Annotated in this window: 16 protein-coding genes; 9 read left to right on the forward strand and 7 right to left on the reverse strand. The window is 64.9% G+C overall.

Annotated elements, in window-relative coordinates; all coding sequences use genetic code 11:
• Positions 1 to 83: 83 nt before the first annotated feature.
• Positions 84 to 1,403, reverse strand: coding sequence for a TadE/TadG family type IV pilus assembly protein (locus tag KMZ29_RS25760; RefSeq protein ID WP_215621796.1), 1,320 nt, complete (start codon positions 1,401 to 1,403; stop codon positions 84 to 86).
• 175 nt (positions 1,404 to 1,578) lie between these two features.
• Here KMZ29_RS25760 and mutT point away from each other — a divergent pair, with 175 nt between their 5' ends.
• Positions 1,579 to 1,989 carry an 8-oxo-dGTP diphosphatase MutT gene (gene mutT / locus KMZ29_RS25765; protein WP_215621797.1) on the forward strand — a complete coding sequence of 137 codons (411 nt, stop codon included), beginning with the start codon at positions 1,579 to 1,581 and terminating at the stop codon, positions 1,987 to 1,989.
• 135 nt (positions 1,990 to 2,124) lie between these two features.
• Here mutT and KMZ29_RS25770 read toward each other — a convergent pair whose 3' ends face one another.
• Positions 2,125 to 2,976 carry a methyltransferase domain-containing protein gene (locus KMZ29_RS25770; protein WP_215621798.1) on the reverse strand — a complete coding sequence of 284 codons (852 nt, stop codon included), beginning with the start codon at positions 2,974 to 2,976 and terminating at the stop codon, positions 2,125 to 2,127.
• Positions 2,977 to 3,072: 96 nt separating this feature from the next.
• Here KMZ29_RS25770 and KMZ29_RS25775 point away from each other — a divergent pair, with 96 nt between their 5' ends.
• Genes KMZ29_RS25775 through KMZ29_RS25790 form a run of 4 tightly spaced genes read left to right on the forward strand, consistent with a single transcriptional unit; the run spans position 3,073 to position 5,554 of the window.
• Positions 3,073 to 3,882, forward strand: coding sequence for a ComF family protein (locus tag KMZ29_RS25775; protein WP_215621799.1), 810 nt, complete (start codon positions 3,073 to 3,075; stop codon positions 3,880 to 3,882).
• A gap of 42 nt (positions 3,883 to 3,924) precedes the next feature.
• Positions 3,925 to 4,197: a glutaredoxin 3 gene (gene grxC, locus KMZ29_RS25780; RefSeq protein ID WP_215621800.1), complete on the forward strand. Its 273-nt coding sequence runs from the start codon at positions 3,925 to 3,927 to the stop codon at positions 4,195 to 4,197.
• Positions 4,197 to 5,075, forward strand: a complete 879-nt coding sequence (locus KMZ29_RS25785; protein WP_215621801.1) for a carbon-nitrogen hydrolase family protein — start codon at positions 4,197 to 4,199, stop codon at positions 5,073 to 5,075. The genes grxC and KMZ29_RS25785 overlap by 1 nt, the downstream gene beginning before the upstream one ends.
• The gene (locus KMZ29_RS25790) at positions 5,072 to 5,554 is read left to right on the forward strand and encodes a DUF1178 family protein (protein ID WP_215621802.1); all 483 of its coding nucleotides are present in this window, start codon (positions 5,072 to 5,074) and stop codon (positions 5,552 to 5,554) included. Before KMZ29_RS25785 ends, KMZ29_RS25790 begins: the two co-directional genes overlap by 4 nt.
• A 95-nt stretch (positions 5,555 to 5,649) precedes the next feature.
• Here KMZ29_RS25790 and KMZ29_RS25795 read toward each other — a convergent pair whose 3' ends face one another.
• From KMZ29_RS25795 to KMZ29_RS25805, 3 genes are all read right to left on the reverse strand, one after another.
• Positions 5,650 to 6,549 carry an EamA family transporter gene (locus KMZ29_RS25795; protein WP_215621803.1) on the reverse strand — a complete coding sequence of 300 codons (900 nt, stop codon included), beginning with the start codon at positions 6,547 to 6,549 and terminating at the stop codon, positions 5,650 to 5,652.
• Between the two features lie 62 nt (positions 6,550 to 6,611).
• The gene (gene ubiG, locus KMZ29_RS25800) at positions 6,612 to 7,385 is read right to left on the reverse strand and encodes a bifunctional 2-polyprenyl-6-hydroxyphenol methylase/3-demethylubiquinol 3-O-methyltransferase UbiG (protein WP_215621804.1); all 774 of its coding nucleotides are present in this window, start codon (positions 7,383 to 7,385) and stop codon (positions 6,612 to 6,614) included.
• Between the two features lie 16 nt (positions 7,386 to 7,401).
• The gene (locus KMZ29_RS25805; protein WP_215621805.1) at positions 7,402 to 7,869 is read right to left on the reverse strand and encodes a PH domain-containing protein; all 468 of its coding nucleotides are present in this window, start codon (positions 7,867 to 7,869) and stop codon (positions 7,402 to 7,404) included.
• A 172-nt stretch (positions 7,870 to 8,041) separates the two neighbouring features.
• On the opposite strand from KMZ29_RS25805, the gene KMZ29_RS25810 reads away from it, so the two are divergent.
• The gene (locus KMZ29_RS25810) at positions 8,042 to 9,298 is read left to right on the forward strand and encodes an aspartate kinase (RefSeq protein WP_215621806.1); all 1,257 of its coding nucleotides are present in this window, start codon (positions 8,042 to 8,044) and stop codon (positions 9,296 to 9,298) included.
• Positions 9,299 to 9,469: 171 nt separating this feature from the next.
• On the opposite strand, the gene KMZ29_RS25815 is transcribed toward KMZ29_RS25810, so the two are convergent.
• Both KMZ29_RS25815 and KMZ29_RS25820 read right to left on the reverse strand, forming a co-directional pair.
• Positions 9,470 to 10,120 carry a glutathione S-transferase family protein gene (locus KMZ29_RS25815; protein WP_215621807.1) on the reverse strand — a complete coding sequence of 217 codons (651 nt, stop codon included), beginning with the start codon at positions 10,118 to 10,120 and terminating at the stop codon, positions 9,470 to 9,472.
• 260 nt (positions 10,121 to 10,380) lie between these two features.
• Positions 10,381 to 10,869 carry a VOC family protein gene (locus KMZ29_RS25820; RefSeq protein WP_369810053.1) on the reverse strand — a complete coding sequence of 163 codons (489 nt, stop codon included), beginning with the start codon at positions 10,867 to 10,869 and terminating at the stop codon, positions 10,381 to 10,383.
• 412 nt (positions 10,870 to 11,281) lie between these two features.
• Here KMZ29_RS25820 and ptsP point away from each other — a divergent pair, with 412 nt between their 5' ends.
• The 3 genes from ptsP (at position 11,282) to prmC (ending at position 15,792) form a co-directional block, all read left to right on the forward strand.
• Complete coding sequence (gene ptsP, locus KMZ29_RS25825) at positions 11,282 to 13,549, forward strand: phosphoenolpyruvate--protein phosphotransferase (protein ID WP_215621808.1); 2,268 nt, start codon at positions 11,282 to 11,284, stop codon at positions 13,547 to 13,549.
• Between the two features lie 106 nt (positions 13,550 to 13,655).
• Positions 13,656 to 14,741, forward strand: a complete 1,086-nt coding sequence (gene prfA, locus KMZ29_RS25830; RefSeq protein ID WP_215621809.1) for a peptide chain release factor 1 — start codon at positions 13,656 to 13,658, stop codon at positions 14,739 to 14,741.
• Positions 14,742 to 14,907: 166 nt separating this feature from the next.
• Entirely contained in the window at positions 14,908 to 15,792 is an 885-nt protein-coding gene (gene prmC / locus KMZ29_RS25835; RefSeq protein WP_215621810.1) for a peptide chain release factor N(5)-glutamine methyltransferase, read from the forward strand.
• Positions 15,793 to 15,946 lie beyond the last annotated feature (154 nt).

Below are 15,946 nucleotides of genomic sequence, written 5' to 3' on the forward strand. Positions count from 1 at the left end.
ACTAGGGTGCGCACCTTGCGCACCCGAGAATCTCGAGATTCCGGGTCTGGTGCTAGCGCACCATCCCGGAATGACGGAATCCGTCAGCTGCTGATGCGCGCCTCGGCGACGGCCTTTTGGAACAGCGCGTTCATCGCCTCCGCGATACCCTGGGTCGGGCTGACCTCGAAGAACAGGCCGGGCGAGGCGCAACTCGCCATGTTGTTCGCGATCTCGCTGTTCGGCGAGGGGCCGTAGGGCCCGACATTGAACGGCGCAATCCATTTATTGTACCAAGAGTTGGTCGGCAGCGCGAGATAGGTGGTGTACAGCACCGCGATCTTGATGCCGCGGTTCTTGATGGTGGTGCAGAGCGCCGGATTGAGCGGCGATTGGCAGCGCCCGCCGGTGGTCGGCTTGAGACAGCTCGTGTTGTATTCGTCGGCGACGCCGTCGGAGACGAAGAACAGGTATTTCAGCGGCGCGGAGGACGTGCCGGTTCCCGGCGCGCTGACCGCGCTGTTGACCTGGGGAAAAATGCTGGTGAAATTGGTATCCTGATCGTTGTTCTCGTTCTGGCCCTTGACGGTCATCAGGTCGATGTTGCCGGCAGCCGCTTTGGCGCTCGACAAACTCGACGACAGATTAAACAGGGCTCTCAATCCGGCCGTACTGGCCGAGGCGCCGAAATCATAGATCGCCATCCGGAACTGGCTCTTATAGGTCTGCGTCGCCGCCGCAGTGTCCATCAACTGCTGGGTCGCCGTGCGCAGCACGTCGATCCGGGTGGTGACGCCGAGCTTCTTTGCGAGCTTGTAATAGTTCTTGTTGTCGTTGAGATCACGACACGCGAAGGCACACTTGTCCGACGTATTGTTGACCATCGTCGCCACATCGGTCGGGGTGGCCCCCACGCCCATCGACGGCGAATTATCGAGCAACAGATAGAAATCGATATAGAGCGGCATCTTGGCGGTAGCGGTCGAACTGCCGGTGACCGTCATCGTGCTCTTGCCCATGACGCCGAGAAACATGGTCGGCACATTGGCGGAGAACTGCACCGTCGAGGTGACCACGCTGCCGGTCTTGGTCACGACCGGCGTCATGCTGTTGAGCGTGTAACCGGTCACCCCCGACATATTGCCGTTGAAGATGTTGTTCGCATCGGTCACGCCTGCCGCGATCGGTCCGTCCGACGTCATGGTGCCGGCGGCAATGAAGGCCGGCGATTGTTTTGCGATCGATCCGACGCTGGCGGCGTCGACCGCGGCCTGCAATTTGGCGCGAAGTTGCGTGGCCCTGGAGTAGTCGACCGCGCAACCGACGGCCGACAGGATCGGCATCAGCGCGAGCGTAAAGATCACCGCGATATTGCCGGATTTGTCGCGGCGAAAGCGGCCGATTTCACCAAGAAGCGCGCGCATGGGAGATGTCCTGACTGTCTCAAATTCTCTTAAAATCCTAGCGGCGGCGGATTAAGTATTGGCTTATTGCGACCGCGAAATGAGGCGCCGAACAAACAGGTTGGCGGTACGCCGTTTGGTGGTTAATAAAATGCTTCCGAATGGCTGGTTGGAATACCGAAGGCGTCCGCGGCGCATGGCTGACATCAAGCTAACCCTCGTGGTCGCCTGCGCGCTGGTGGATACCGACAAGCGCGTGCTGATCGCCCAGCGTCCGGAAGGCAAGGCGCTTGCGGGCCTGTGGGAGTTTCCCGGCGGCAAGCTCGAGCCCGGCGAGCGTCCGGAAGAGACGTTGATCCGCGAACTGCACGAGGAAATCGGCATCACCGTGAAGGAAGCCTGCCTCGCGCCGCTCTCCTTCGCCAGCCACGCCTATGACAGCTTCCATCTGTTGATGCCGCTCTACATCTGCCGGCGCTGGGAAGGCGACGTGATCGCGCGCGAGGGCCAGAAACTCGCCTGGGTTCGCGCCAACAAACTGCGCGACTACCCGATGCCGCCGGCAGACATTCCGCTGATCCCGCATCTGATCGATCTGTTGATGTGAGGGGACGACGTTCCCTGGACGCTGCGCAGCGCGCCATCCTCCCGTCATTGCGAGCGCAGCGAAGCAATCCATGTGGCCGCTCGGGGATAGGATGGATTGCTTCGTCGCTTTGCTCCTCGCAATGACGAACTGCGATCACTCCCGCGTCACCTTCTTCACCGCCTCCGCCAGACTGGCTTTCGCCGATCCCGGCTTCAGCGGTTGCTGCTGGCTCGCATGCGGCGCCCAGCCCGACAGCCAGACGATATCGAAGGTGGCGCGGATGCGGCCGTCGGCATCGGCGAAGCGTTCGCCGTAGATCTGCGCCATCCGCAACAGCGTGGCGCGACGGGTCGGCGTCCGCCGCCGCTCGACCAGGATGTTGGTCGCACCCATGCGCCGCAGATCTGCCATCAGCGCGAACGCGCTGTCGTAGCGCACCACGACGCGGTCGACGTCGGTCACCGGCAAGGCAAAACCCGCACGCTGCAGCAGGCTGCCAATGTCGCGCAAATCGGCGAACGGCGCCACGCGCGGCGACACCCCGCCTTCGCATTCGGCTTCCGCCGCGGCGAAAGACTGCCGCAGCTCGGTCAGCGTATCGCCGCCGATCATCGCCGCCAGCAACAGCCCGTCGGGCTTCAATGCGCGGCGGATCTGCGCCAGCACGCCCGGCAGGTCGTTGACGAATTGAAGCGCGAGCCCGGATACGGCAAGGTCGAGCGATTCCGGCGACAGCGGCAGCGGCTCGGTTTCAAGGTCCGGCAGCGCGACGCGCGTGAGCTGGTCCACGCGCCCGGCCAAAGCGTTGCGGAGCTGATCACCCTCGGTACCGATGTCGGCCGCCGTCTTGAATTCCCGCAGCACCGCATGCAGCCGCTCCGCCGCATCCTCGGCGACGCGGTCGAGCAGAAACGTCGCGGGCGCGTCACGCAGCGCCCGCCTGCGCCGGGCGTGCAGCAAGGCGCGATCGAACAGGATGGGTGCGGCGGCCGGGTTCGAGGTCATGCAGGGGTTGGTACGCCGGTCCCCCCACGTCTGGCAATCCAGCATACTTGCCGGCACGCTTGAGCGCCGCGCTCGGCGGCGCTAGCCTTCCCGGCCATGGAGGCTGAGGCACCCCGATCGCGGTCGATCTCCACCCATCTGCGCGGGGCGCTGAACGCGTGCCGCGGCGCCCTGGCGCTGACCTCGCGGCTCGCGCTCGATATCGCCCTGCCGACGCTCTGCGTCGCCTGCCGCGAACCGGTCGACGGCGAAGGCGTCTGCGCACAGTGCTGGGCCAAATTGTCGTTCATCGCGCCGCCTTTTTGCCCGCGGCTCGGGATTCCCTTCGTCTACGATCCCGGACCGGATCTCCTGTCGATGGAGGCGATCGCCAATCCGCCGGCCTATGCGCGCGCCCGCGCCGCGGTGCGCTATGACGACGTCGCGCGCACGCTGGTGCATGCGTTGAAATACCAGGACCGCACCGATCTCGCCCCCGCCATGGGCCGCTGGATGGCGCGGGCCGGCCACGAACTGCTCGGCGAGGCCGATGTGCTGATTCCGGTGCCGCTGCATTGGCGGCGGGGCTGGAGCCGCCGCTACAACCAGTCCGGCGCACTGGCGCGGGTCATCGAACGGCAAACCGGCGTCAAGGTGGTTGCCGAGGCGCTCCGGCGGGTTCGGCCGACCCAGCAGCAGATCGGCCTGTCCCGGTCGCAGCGCGCCAGCAACGTCCAGGGCGCCTTCAAGGTCGCCGCCGACCGCAGCACCGACATTCAGGGCCGCCGCGTGATCCTGATCGACGATGTCCTGACCACCGGGGCGACAGCCGATGCCTGCGCGCGGGCGTTGTTGCGCGCCAAAGCGGCATCGGTCGATGTGCTGGTGTTCGCCCGGGTTGTCGACAGCCACAAAGCTCCCATATAATCAGACACTTCTAATCAGATACCTGCAAGAACAAGGCACGACATGGCCGCTGCGATCGAAATCTTCACCCGCCCGGGCTGCGGCTATTGCACCGCCGCCAAATCGCTGCTGACGCGCAAAAAAGCCGCGTTCACTGAGCACGATGTCGCCGTCGATCCGGCGCTTCGCCAGCAAATGTGGGATCGCGCCGGCATGGGCGCGACGTTTCCGCAGATTTTCATCGGCGATACCCATGTCGGCGGTTGCGACGAGCTTTACGCCCTCGACCGCGCGGGCAGGCTCGATTCGTTGCTCGCGGGCGAAAAGGCCAATTGATGAGCGCCGATCAAACCTTCACTGCCGCCATGGTGCAAATGCGCACCGGGCTGTTGCCGGGGCCAAGCCTCGAACAGGCCACCAAGCTGATTCGCGAGGCCGCAGCAGAGGGCGCGGACTATGTGCAGACCCCCGAGGTCAGCAACATGATGCAACTGAACCGTAAGGCGCTGTTCGAGCATCTCGCCGCCGAGGAAGACGACCTGTCGCTGAAGGCCTATCGCGCGCTCGCGCAGGAGCTGAAAATTCATCTCCATGTCGGCTCGCTGGCGCTGCGCTTCTCGCCTGAAAAGGCCGTCAACCGCTCGTTCCTGATCGGGCCGGACGGCACGGTGCTGGCGAGCTACGACAAGATCCACATGTTCGACATCGATCTGCCCGGCGGCGAGAGCTATCGCGAATCCGCCAATTATCAGCCGGGCGAGACCGCCGTGATCTCGGACCTGCCCTGGGGCCGCATCGGGCTGACGATCTGTTACGACCTGCGCTTCCCGGCATTGTATCGCGCGCTGGCCGAAAGCGGCGCCTCGTTCCTCACCGTGCCGTCCGCCTTCACCAGGAAGACCGGCGAGGCGCATTGGCACACGCTGTTGCGCGCCCGCGCCATCGAGACCGGCTGCTTCGTATTCGCAGCAGCCCAGGCCGGAATGCACGAGAACAAGCGCGAAACCTACGGCCACTCGCTGATCATCGACCCCTGGGGCGAGATCCTCGCCGAAGGCGGTGTCGAGCCCGGCGTGTTCCTCGCGAAGATCGACCCCGCCAGGGTCGAGACCGCGCGGAAGGCCGTGCCGTCGCTGCAGCATGGCCGGCGCTTCGGCATCGCCGATCCCAAGGCCGGACCCGAACATCTGCATTTGGTACGGGGATCCGCATGATCCGGTACAACCTGCGCTGCGATAAGGGCCATGCGTTCGAGAGCTGGTTCCAGAGCTCGTCGGCCTATGAGAGCCAGGAGAAACGCAAGCTGGTGAATTGTCCGGCCTGCGGCTCGGCCAAGGTCGAACGGGCAATCATGGCCCCGCAGATCGTCAGCAAGAAGGGCCGGGAAAGCCAAAGCAGCAACGATGTTCCGGCGCCGGCGCAGCCCGCCGAGGTTACCGCGCCGGGATCCACTCCCCTTTTGATGGCGCAGGAGCGCGAGCTGCGCGCCAAGCTCAAGGAATTGCGCGACCATATCGTCAAGAACGCCGACAATGTCGGCGAGCGTTTTCCCAACGAGGCGCGCAAGATGCACTACGGCGATATCGAACACCGCCCGATCTACGGCGAGGCCTCGCCGGAGGAAGCCCGCTCCCTGATCGAGGAAGGCGTCGAGGTGTCGCCGCTGCCGGTGCTGCCCGACGACCGGAACTGACGCGTAGCGTCATCCCGGGGCGATGCGAAGCATCGAACCCGGGATCTCGAGATTCCGGGTTCGATGCTGTCGCATCGCCCCGGAACGACGGGTGATTACACCGCCACCAATAGCGCGACCCCGATCACGATCAGCACGATGCCGGAAAGCTCGCGCGCCGACAGCGGCTGCTTGAACGAATAATACGACACGCCTTGCGCGAACAGCACCTCGACCAGCGCCAGCGTGCGCACATTGGCGGCAACCGTCAGCGCAAGCGCCAGGAACCAGAACTGCGAGGCGAACGCGCCCATGAAGCCCGCCAGCATCGAAGGCTTCCACAGGCCGAAGATTTTTTTGAGCACGTCGGGCGCCCGCGCCAGCAGATAGATGGTCAGCACCAGGGTCTGCACGAACAGCCCCGATACCAGCGTGTAGGACGCGGCGGTCACGAACGAGACATCGGGCACCGTGATGATGGCGCCGCGAAACCCGATCGCCGACAGCGCGAAGGCGGCTGCGGCCACGAGGCCGGTGATGGTCGGCTTGACTTCGGCAAAGCTCTTTTCGCCGCCCGGCCGCAGCGCGGTGATGACCACGCCCACGGTGGCGATCAGGATCGCTATCACCTTCAGCACGGTCAGATGATCGCCGAGAAAGACAAATCCGAAGATCGCGGTCTGGATCGCCTCGGTCTTCAGATACGCCGTCGTCACCACGAAGGAGCGGTCGTTCATCGCGAGCAGCATCAGTCCGGTAGCGACGATCTGGCTGAGCGCGCCGAGCAACAGCCACGGCCAGAACGCCGCCGGCGGCCACGGCACGGCGTCGCCGGTCACTGCGATCACCACCGCGAAGAACACGATCGAGAACGGAAAGCCGAACAGGAAGCGGATATTGGTGGCGCCCCAGGTGCCGAGCGGCCCCGTCAGCGACCGCTGCATCGCGTTGCGCGCGACCTGCCCCAGCGCGGCCGTGACGGTGAAGGGAATCCAGAGCGTGGCGATGGAGAACATGGAGGGCCTGCTTCACCCTCCCCTGGAGGGGGAGGGTAAGAATCAAAATCGTGTTAGATTATTCACAACCCCTCCGCCACCACCATGTAGTTGACGTCCATGTCGGACGACAGGCTCCATTTGTCGGCGAACGGGCTGTAGACCACGCCGGCCTGTTCGGTGATGGCGAGCTTGTTGTTGTGAAGGTGGTGTGCGAGTTCGTCGGGGGTGACGAACTTGTCCCATTGATGGGTGCCGCGCGGCAGCCAGCGCAGGACGTATTCCGCGCCGACGATGGCGAGCGCAAAGCTCTTCCAGTTGCGGTTCAGGGTCGAGAGCACCATCATGCCGCCGGGCTTGAGCATCGCCGCACAGCGGTTCAGGAACATGCCGACATCGCTGACGTGCTCGACCACTTCCATCGCCAGCACGATGTCGAAGCGTTCCCGCGCGTCCATCTCCTCGACGGTGGTGCAGCGGTAATCGATCGACAGATGCCCCTTGTCGGCATGCAGCTTCGCCGCCGCGATGTTGCTGGCGGACGGATCGACGCCGATCACCTGGGCGCCGAGCCGGGTGAACGGCTCGCACAACAGGCCGGCGCCGCAGCCGATATCGAGGATACGCAGCCCCGACAGGCAGTTCAGGCTCTTGACGTTGCGCTCGAACTTGCGGCAGGCGGCGTCGCGGATATAGGTCAGCCGCAGCGGATTGATCTTGTGCAACGGCGCCATCTTGCCGTTGGGGTCCCACCATTCGTTGGACAGTTTCGAGAATTTCGCGATCTCGGCGGGGTCGACGGTGGACCCAGGCGCCGGGGCTGCGGAAGGATTGGCAGGATTCTGTTGCATGGCCATGGACTGCGCGTCGCTCCTATCGCGCGGTGATGCTGTTACGGAATTTGAGCGGCGAAGCAATGGCGGAGATGGTCTCCTCGCCCTCGCCGACGCCATGAACGGTGACGTCGCCATAATTGAGGATGCGGCCGAGGATGCTCTGGTCGACATCGACACTCTCGACCTTGTCCAAACTCATTTCGAATGTCTTTCGGGTGATGAACCCGGTCTTGTGGACAATCCGCAGATTGGTGACATCGGTCTCGGTGGTCCAGCGGTGGAACCAGGCCTTGGCGGTCCAGTACAGCGCCACGAGCGCCACCACGGCCGAGGCCGAAAGGCACAGCAGCACGATGCCTTCGGTGGTGGTCGTACGCGACAGGAAGAACAGGATGATGGCCGCGACCCAAGCCGCCATCGCCGGCAAATAGAACATCCAGTGCGCGTTGGTCGAATACAGCACCTTCTCGCCGGGCTGCAGGATTTCGTCGATATAACGCCCCATACGCTGGCCTCAATCACCCCTAAAACGCTGCATTCGTGCCAATCCGGGGATCCCCGGAACCCGGTTGCTTGCCCGCAACCGCGCCGCTATGTATACGCGCCTTTTGGCGGGCGCGCTCCGGTTTTGCGTGCCGGCCACCATACTCAACCACTCAGGGAATGCACCAGTCGTCATGGGCCGCCTCGTGATGAAATTCGGCGGCACATCCGTCGCCAATATCGACCGTATCCGCAACGTCGCCCGCCATGTGAAGCGCGAGGTCGACGCCGGCCATGACGTCGCCGTGGTGGTTTCCGCGATGGCCGGCAAGACCAACGAGCTGGTGGACTGGTGCCGCGAGGCGTCTCCCATGCACGACGCGCGCGAATACGATGCCGTGGTGGCCTCGGGCGAACAGGTCACCGCCGGGCTATTGGCGATCGCGCTGCAGGCGCTCGGCATCCAGGCGCGCTCCTGGCAGGGCTGGCAGATCCCGATTCGGACCAGCGACGCCCACGCCTCGGCCCGGATTCTGGAGATCGACGGCTCCGAGATCATCGGCCGCTTCAAGGATCGCAAGGAGGTCGCCGTGGTGGCGGGCTTCCAGGGCATCAACCCGCAGACCAACCGGATCACCACGCTCGGCCGCGGCGGCTCCGATACCTCGGCGGTGGCGATCGCGGCCGCGATCCACGCCGACCGCTGCGATATCTATACCGACGTCGACGGCGTCTACACCACCGACCCGCGCGTGGTTCCAAAGGCGCGCAGGCTCGACAAGATCGCGTTCGAGGACATGCTGGAACTGGCCTCGCAGGGCGCCAAGGTGCTGCAGGTCCGTTCGGTGGAACTCGGCATGGTGCACAACATACCGGTGTTCGTCCGTTCCAGCTTCGACAAGCCCGAGGATATCGACCCGCACGCCAATCAGCCGCCGGGCACGCTGATCTGCAGCGAGGAGGAAATCATGGAAAGCCACGTCGTCACCGGAATCGCCTTTTCCAAGGACGAAGCCCAGATCTCCGTCCGCCAGATCGAGGACAAGCCGGGCGTCGCCGCCGCGATCTTCGGGCCGCTGGCGGATGCCAATATCAACGTCGACATGATCGTGCAGAACGTCTCCGAGGACGGCAAGACCACCGACCTCACCTTCACGGTGCCGGCCTCGGACTACAACCGCGCCAAGGACACCATCACCGCGGCCAAGTGCAAGATCGGCTACGCGCGGCTCGACAGCGCCACCGACGTCGCCAAGGTCTCGGTGATCGGCAGCGGCATGCGCAGCCATGCCGGCGTCGCGGCGATGGCGTTCAAGGCGCTGTCCGAGCGCAACATCAACATCCGCGCCATCACCACCTCCGAAATCAAGTTCTCGGTGCTGATCGACGCCGCCTACACCGAACTGGCGGTACGCACGCTGCACACGCTCTACGGGCTCGACCAGGTTTGAGGGTGCCGGCTTCGATGTAGCGTCCCGCTTGCGGGGGAGGGCCGGGGTGGGGGTGCCCCTGCAAACACCGGCGGGAGACCACCGGGACCGACAATTGCTGCGGTGGCGATCTGAAGGTCGGCTTGCTGGCGGGGCTGCCGGCATCGGCTTTCGACCCAGAGCGGACCTCTATCAGCCGCTCGATGCGGCGGTGAAAACCGCCAATTGAGCGGCGAAAGCACGCTTGTAGGCGGGCCGCGCTTCGGCGCGGGCGATATAGGCAGAGAGGTTCGGATATTCATCCAAAATGCCCGATCCGCTCAACCTGAGCAGCACCGACACCATCAGCAGGTCACCGGCGCTGAACTCACCGTCGAGCCAGTCGGCGTCGCCAAGGCGATTGGAAAGTTCGCCCAGTCGGGCGCGGATGCGATCCTCGACAACGGGAAGTCGCTGCTCGTGCCAGGTCTTGTCGCGCTCCAGGAGCGTGGCGACTGCGCGATCCACGATCGGCGGCTCCATCGTGCTGAGTGCGGCGAACATCCATGAGATCGCGCGCGCCCGGGCATTCGCATCGTCCGGCAGCAGGCCCGCATGGCGCTCCGCAATATGGAGCACGATGGCGCCCGACTCGAACAGCACGAGATCGCCTTCTTCATAAGTCGGAATCTGCCCGAAAGGATGAAGCGCTCGATGCGCGGCTTCTTTCATCTCACCGAACGAAAGAAGACGAACGTCGTAAGTCTGGCCAACTTCTTCAAACGCCCAGCGAACGCGCATATCACGCGCCAGTCCCCTGCCGCGATCGGGCGACGTATTGAAGGCGGTAATGGTGGGGCTCATAGGGAGGCTCCGGGCGACGGCATGACGCCGTCCAGCGTGACATGGGTCATGGGATCTTCTTTCGCATTGCCCCTCTCCGGGTTCTTCGCATCCCGAGGACGAACGGCCGGCGGGCCTCACGACACGCGCTCAAATTTTTTCTCGCGGACCGCCCTTGGGCGCCTCGGCACGCGAAGCGTCGGTGAAGCGGAAGGTTCCCGAAGTCCGCTTGCCGGAATCCACGAGGGACTTCGCTCGCCCTCCGTCCTATGGATGCTCGATCAGCCCTCGCCCCGCCGCGCGGCCTCGATCCTGGCCACGTCGATCTTCCTCATCGCCATCATCGCCTCGAACACCCGCTTGGCGACCGCCTTGTCCGGATCGGCGATCCCCTCAGTCAGCTGACGGGGTGTGATCTGCCATGAGTAGCCCCAACGGTCCTTGCACCAGCCGCACGCGCTCTCCGCGCCGCCGTTGCCGACAATGGCGTCCCAGTACCGGTCGGTCTCGGCCTGGTCCTGCGTCTCGACCACGAACGAAACGGACTCGTTCGGCTTAAAGCCGGGGCCGCCGTTGAGCCCCATGAAAGGCGTCCCAAGCACGGTGAACTCCACTGTCAGCTCGACCCCTTCTGCGCCGTCGGGGAAGTCGCTGGGCGCCGCCATCGCCGCGCCTACATGGCTATCAGGGAAGACGCTTGCATAAAATTCCGCGGCCTTCCGCGCCTCGCCATGGTCGAACCACAGGCAGTTGGTCATCTTGCCGGCCATTATCCTTCTCCCTTGCTTGGTCCGTCTCGAAACCTGTTCCTGTTCCCCCCCCGGCGCTCCGCGCGTCGACCTCCCCCGCAAGCGCGGGAGAGGTAAGAATGCTCGCCGAACGATGGAATTCGAACGCTGCAATCATTCATTTTAGAATGATTTTCCCTTAGCGGGCGCAGCATTGGGCTGACAGAGACGTTATCGCCTCTGGCAGGCGTTTTGCTTGGCAAAACAAGCCTCAATTCGCTATACGGCCAGACAGGTGGGTTGCCGCAAACTGTGCCACAGTTTTAGCGACGCTGATTCGGCCGGTTTCGGACCTTGCGGCGCCGCCGAATGAATAAAATTGTTGTTTTTCTTGGATTTAGCGCCAGCTCCCGGCCACCCCGGATGTTGGCTTCTTGGGGGGAGGTATCGGCACATGCGGAGCGCGTCGGGAGGCCCCCGCGTCTTGCTGAGACGGCTCCGCGAAACCATGGCGGAGCAGGTCTCGGCCCAGGAACGCCTGGACAAGATCGTGGTGCTGATCGCCGCCAACATGGTGGCCGAGGTCTGCTCGACCTATGTGCTGCGCGTCGACAACACGCTGGAGCTCTACGCCACCGAAGGCCTCAACCGCGACGCCGTCCACAGGACCGTGCTGAGCGCCCATGAGGGCCTCGTCGGCCTCGTCGCCAGCGAGGCGACGCCGCTCAACCTGAGCGACGCGCAAAACCACCCGGCATTCTCGTTCCGCCCGGAAACCGGCGAAGAAATCTACCATTCCTTCCTCGGCGTTCCGATCCTGCGCGCCGGCAACACGCTCGGCGTGCTGGTGGTGCAGAACCGCGCCAAGCGCACCTATGTCGAGGAAGAGGTCGAGGCGCTGCAGACCACCGCCATGGTGCTGGCGGAGATGATCGCGTCCGGCGAATTGGCCGCCCTCGCACAGCCCGGCGCCGAGCCCGCCGCGCGGCATTCCTTGCACAAGACCGGGGCAATCCTGTCCGACGGCATCGCGCTCGGCCACGTGGTGCTGCACGAGCCGCGCGTCGTCATCACCAATTACATCGCCGAGGACCTGCCGAAGGAAATCAAGCGGCTCGACACCGCGCTGGCCAAACTGCGCGCCGACCTCGACCGCATGCTGGAGCGCGGCGACGTCGCCGAAGGCGGCGAGCACCGCGACGTGCTGGAAGCCTACCGGATGTTCGCCAACGATCACGGCTGGTCGCACAAGCTGCATGAAGCGGTCGCCACCGGCCTGACCGCGGAGGCCGCCGTCGAGCGCGTGCAGTCCGATACCCGCGCCCGCATGCTGCGCTCCACCGATCCGTATTTGCGCGACCGCCTGCACGATCTGGAGGATCTCGGCCATCGCCTGATGCGGCAGCTGGTGGGGCAGGATCACGCGCCGTCCCGGGAACAGTTGCCCGACAACGCCATCCTGATCGCGCGCGCGATGGGCCCCGCGGCCCTGCTCGACTACGACCGCAAGCGCCTGCGCGGACTGGTGCTGGAGGAAGGCACCGCCAATTCCCACGTCTCGATCGTGGCGCGCGCGCTCGGCATCCCCGCGGTCGGCGAGATCGCCAACGCGCCCGGCATCGCCGATCCCGGCGACGCCATCATCGTCGACGGCACCTCGGGCTCGATCTATGTCCGCCCGTCGGCCGAAATCGAATCGGCCTATGCGGAACGGGTGCGGTTTCGCGCCAGAAGGCAGGCGCAATATTCGGCGCTGCGCGACAAGCCCTGCGTGACCAGGGACGGCCAGAAGATCGAACTCATGATCAATGCCGGCCTGATCATCGATCTGCCGCACATCGACGACACCGGCAGCGCCGGCATCGGGCTGTTCCGCACCGAATTGCAGTTCATGGTCGGCCAGAGCCTGCCGCGCTCCAGCGACCAGCTAGCGCTGTACCGCGCGGTGCTGGACGCCGCAGGTCCGAAGCCGGTGACATTCCGCACCCTCGACATTGGCGGCGACAAGGCGCTGCCCTATATGGAGACCGTGATCGAGGAAAATCCCGCGCTCGGCTGGCGCGCGATCCGGCTCGGCCTGGATCGCCCTGGCCTGCTGCGCGGCCAGATCCGCGCGCTGCTGCGGGCCGGCGGTGGCCGCGCGCTGCGCATCATGTTCCCGATGGTTTCCGAAGTCGCCGAATTCGATGCCGCCAAGAGCATCGTCGAGCGCGAACTGACCTATCTGCGCCAGCACGGCCACGCGCTGCCGGAACGCATCGACGTCGGCACGATGGTGGAAGTGCCGGCGCTGCTCTACCAGCTCGACGAACTCCTGAAAAAGGTCGATTTCGTCTCGGTCGGATCCAACGACCTGTTCCAGTTCCTGTTCGCGGTCGACCGCGGCAATGCCAAGGTGTCCGAACGGTTCGACCCCTTGTCCGCGCCGATCCTGCGGGCGTTGCGCGAGATCGCGCAGAAGGCCAATGCGGCGAAGAAATCCGCATCGCTGTGCGGCGAGATGGCGTCCAAGCCGCTCGGTGCGCTGGCACTGATCGCCCTGGGCTACCGCTCGCTGTCGCTGTCGGCCACCGCGCACGGCCCGGTCAAGGCGCTGATCCTCGACCTCGACGCCAAGAAGGCCGAAGCCGTGATGACGCCACTGCTCGACGCGCCGTCCGGCAGTGTGTCGATCCGCCAGAAGCTGACGGAATTTGCCGAGGCCGAGGGGCTGTCGTTGTAGCGAGGCCCTGCCCGCACAACGCTCCCCAAGTTCCTAGTTGACGCGCATTCCTTGCGCAAAACCGGTATCCACTCTTGCTGAATGCACGTGTATTCGAGACCTGACCATGTCGATGCTCCCCGAAGCCAAACTTGATATTCTGCTGGCGCACCACGCATCCCTCGAGGCGCAGTTGCTCGGCCAGGTGAACTCGGAAGCCTACGTCAAGATCACGCGCGAACTCGCCGAGCTCAACCCGCTGATCGACGCCGTCAAAGCCTACCGCGCCGCCGACAGGGAAATCGCCGATATCGAGGCGCTGATATCGGATCCCGCGACCGAGCCGGAGATGCGCGTCATGGCGGAGGCCGAGCGTGAAACGCTTGCCGCACGCGTGCTCGAACTGGCGCAGCAGATCCGCGTGGCGCTGTTGCCCAAGGACGCCATGGACGACCGCAACGTAGTGCTGGAAATCCGCGCCGGCACCGGCGGCGACGAGGCCGCATTGTTCGCGGGCGACCTGTTCCGGATGTATGAGCGGTTCGCGGCCCTGCAGGGCTGGAAGGTCGAGGTGATCTCCGCCAGCGAAGGCACCATGGGCGGCTACAAGGAAATCATCGCCGAGGTGAAGGGTCGCGGCGCTTTCGCCAAACTAAAATTCGAATCCGGCGTGCACCGGGTGCAGCGGGTGCCCGATACCGAGACGCAGGGGCGCATCCACACTTCGGCGGCGACGGTAGCGGTGCTGCCGGAGGTCGAGGAGGTCGACGTCGACATCAAGAGCGACGATTTGAAGATCGACACCATGCGTGCGCAAGGCGCCGGCGGCCAGCACGTCAACAAGACCGAATCCGCGATCCGCATCACCCATATTCCGACCGGCATCGTGGTGATGATGCAGGACAGCCGCTCGCAGCACAAGAATCGGGCGTCGGCGATGAACATCCTGCGCTCCCGCATCTACGACGCCGAGCAGCAGCGCATCAATGCGACCCGCGCGGCGGACCGCCGCGAGAAGGTCGGGTCCGGCGACCGCTCCGAGCGCATCCGCACCTATAACTTCCCGCAAGGCCGCGTCACCGATCACCGCATCAATCTCACGCTCTACAAACTCCCGCAGGTGATCGCGGGCGAAGCCCTCGGCGAGCTGGTCGATGCACTGACGACGGAGCATCAGGCGGCGCAGCTCGCCGCCCAGGGCGCGGCGGCGTGAGCACCTTGTCGTCCCGGCCAAGCGAAGCGCGAGCCGGGACCCATAACCACAGACGCTCGTTGTCACGGGAGGTATCAACCTCCACCACCCATATCGTGAGGCCGCGGCGTATGGGTCCCCGCTTTCGCGGGGACGACGCATGGATAGTGTTGGGCGAGGACGCGGCATGACCGATTCCTTCGCCGGTCAAACCGTCGAGATCGCGCGGCGCTCGTTGACTACCCGGCTCAAGGCCGGCGGCGTCGACTCCGCCGAACTCGACGCGCGGATGCTGGTCGGTGCTGTGCTCGGTCTCGATCTTACCGGCCTGATCACGGCCGCCGGCCGGCTTGTCACGCCGGTCGAATCGATTCGTCTCGAGGATTTTGCGCGCCGCCGCATCAATGGCGAGCCGGTCGCGCGCATGCTCGGAACCAGGGAGTTCTGGGGACTGCCGCTCACCCTCTCGGCCGCGACGCTGGTGCCGAGGCCTGACACAGAAACCGTGGTCGAATTGGCGCTGGAAGTGCTGCGCGGGACGCCGCGTCCGGATGGCCGGATGCGCATCGCCGACATCGGCACCGGTTCGGGCGCGATTTTGCTGGCGCTGCTATCCGAACTGCCCGGCGCGTACGGGATAGGCACGGACATCAGCGTGACGGCGCTGCAGACGGCGCGCGCCAACGCCGTCGATCTCGGGCTTGCCGGCCGTGCCGGCTTCGTGGCCTGCGATTATGCGGCGGCATTGTCAGGCCCGTTCGATCTGATCGTTTCGAATCCGCCCTACATCCGCTCGGCCGATATCGCCGGTCTCGCGGCCGAGGTCCGGGATCACGATCCGCTTCGCGCGCTCGACGGCGGCCCGGACGGGCTTGATGCCTATCGCGCACTCATCCCGCAGGCGGCACGGCTGCTGGCGCCAAAGGGCGCACTCGTCGTGGAAGTGGGACAGGGCCAGGACGGCGATGTCGGGGGTCTGATGACGGTGGCTGGGTTAACGCAGCAGGAGCCTGCCAGGGTCGATCTGGCCGGTATCCGCCGGGCGGTCGCCGGCCGGAAAAAGCCGTCATAAAGCCCGATTGGAAGGCAAAAAAACCACTTGGAATATCGCCCGGGAGCGACTACGTTCTGGTCACAACATCGGTCCAGGGTTGCTGGCCCCGTAGATGCCCCCCGAAGGGATATTGCGGGTGGAAGCCAGAGTTCTCAAAGCGAGAGCCCGCCCC

Origin of the sequence: Bradyrhizobium sediminis, assembly GCF_018736085.1 — a bacterium.
Classification (GTDB): domain Bacteria; phylum Pseudomonadota; class Alphaproteobacteria; order Rhizobiales; family Xanthobacteraceae; genus Bradyrhizobium; species Bradyrhizobium sediminis.

What these genes read in the sequence shown, in the direction of transcription:
- KMZ29_RS25810 (WP_215621806.1), top strand. Translation starts at nt 8,042, where the DNA reads ATGGGCCGCCTCGTGATGAAATTCGGCGGCACATCCGTCGCCAATATC.
- ptsP (WP_215621808.1), top strand. Translation starts at nt 11,282, where the DNA reads ATGCGGAGCGCGTCGGGAGGCCCCCGCGTCTTGCTGAGACGGCTCCGC.
- KMZ29_RS25785 (WP_215621801.1), top strand. Translation starts at nt 4,197, where the DNA reads ATGAGCGCCGATCAAACCTTCACTGCCGCCATGGTGCAAATGCGCACC.
- KMZ29_RS25820 (WP_369810053.1), bottom strand. Translation starts at nt 10,869, where the DNA reads ATGGCCGGCAAGATGACCAACTGCCTGTGGTTCGACCATGGCGAGGCG.
- mutT (WP_215621797.1), top strand. Translation starts at nt 1,579, where the DNA reads ATGGCTGACATCAAGCTAACCCTCGTGGTCGCCTGCGCGCTGGTGGAT.
- KMZ29_RS25805 (WP_215621805.1), bottom strand. Translation starts at nt 7,869, where the DNA reads ATGGGGCGTTATATCGACGAAATCCTGCAGCCCGGCGAGAAGGTGCTG.
- prmC (WP_215621810.1), top strand. Translation starts at nt 14,908, where the DNA reads ATGACCGATTCCTTCGCCGGTCAAACCGTCGAGATCGCGCGGCGCTCG.
- KMZ29_RS25815 (WP_215621807.1), bottom strand. Translation starts at nt 10,120, where the DNA reads ATGAGCCCCACCATTACCGCCTTCAATACGTCGCCCGATCGCGGCAGG.
- prfA (WP_215621809.1), top strand. Translation starts at nt 13,656, where the DNA reads ATGTCGATGCTCCCCGAAGCCAAACTTGATATTCTGCTGGCGCACCAC.
- KMZ29_RS25770 (WP_215621798.1), bottom strand. Translation starts at nt 2,976, where the DNA reads ATGACCTCGAACCCGGCCGCCGCACCCATCCTGTTCGATCGCGCCTTG.
- KMZ29_RS25760 (WP_215621796.1), bottom strand. Translation starts at nt 1,403, where the DNA reads ATGCGCGCGCTTCTTGGTGAAATCGGCCGCTTTCGCCGCGACAAATCC.
- KMZ29_RS25795 (WP_215621803.1), bottom strand. Translation starts at nt 6,549, where the DNA reads ATGTTCTCCATCGCCACGCTCTGGATTCCCTTCACCGTCACGGCCGCG.
- KMZ29_RS25790 (WP_215621802.1), top strand. Translation starts at nt 5,072, where the DNA reads ATGATCCGGTACAACCTGCGCTGCGATAAGGGCCATGCGTTCGAGAGC.
- grxC (WP_215621800.1), top strand. Translation starts at nt 3,925, where the DNA reads ATGGCCGCTGCGATCGAAATCTTCACCCGCCCGGGCTGCGGCTATTGC.
- KMZ29_RS25775 (WP_215621799.1), top strand. Translation starts at nt 3,073, where the DNA reads ATGGAGGCTGAGGCACCCCGATCGCGGTCGATCTCCACCCATCTGCGC.
- ubiG (WP_215621804.1), bottom strand. Translation starts at nt 7,385, where the DNA reads ATGGCCATGCAACAGAATCCTGCCAATCCTTCCGCAGCCCCGGCGCCT.